The 464-nt window shown below is 36.9% G+C and carries 1 pseudogene; it reads left to right on the top strand.

Annotated elements, in window-relative coordinates:
• Positions 1-30 precede the first annotated feature (30 nt).
• Positions 31-464 (top strand): annotated as a pseudogene (locus TT13_RS11485) (tyrosine-type recombinase/integrase); the annotation flags it as partial.

Here is a 464-nt window from a genome sequence, read left to right as displayed (position 1 = left end):
AAACAAGAAAACGGCACCTACCAAGTAAGAGTGCAATTCACTGACTCACTTGGCAGACGCCGTAATAAAAAGAAAACTGTTGCATCCCTAACCCTGGCAAAAAGAGCCGAGCGGGAAATATTAAACGAGGTTGATGCTGGCACATTCAACAAGGTTCAAAAGAAAATCACCATGAACGAATTAATAGATAAGTTCATGCTTGATTATAGCCGAGGTAAACGTGAAGTTACAATCATTAGGCACAAAATATTTATAGAAAATAGTGTGCTAACTGATGAATGGTTTGATAATGTTCAAGTTTCAAAAATAAGTAGACCAATCATTCAAGCATGGTTAGATTGGATAGCCTCAAAGCATTCTGCCTACAAGGCTGAGTCCGTATTTCTGAAAAAAATTTTAGATTTTGCTGTTTCCTATGATTTTATTGATGTTAATCCGTTTTCAAATGTTCGTTACCCCACTCC

The sequence above is a fragment of the Weissella oryzae SG25 genome (assembly GCF_000691805.2).
Classification (GTDB): Bacteria; Bacillota; Bacilli; order Lactobacillales; family Lactobacillaceae; genus Weissella; species Weissella oryzae.
This window is presented reverse-complemented; position numbering and strand designations above follow the sequence as displayed.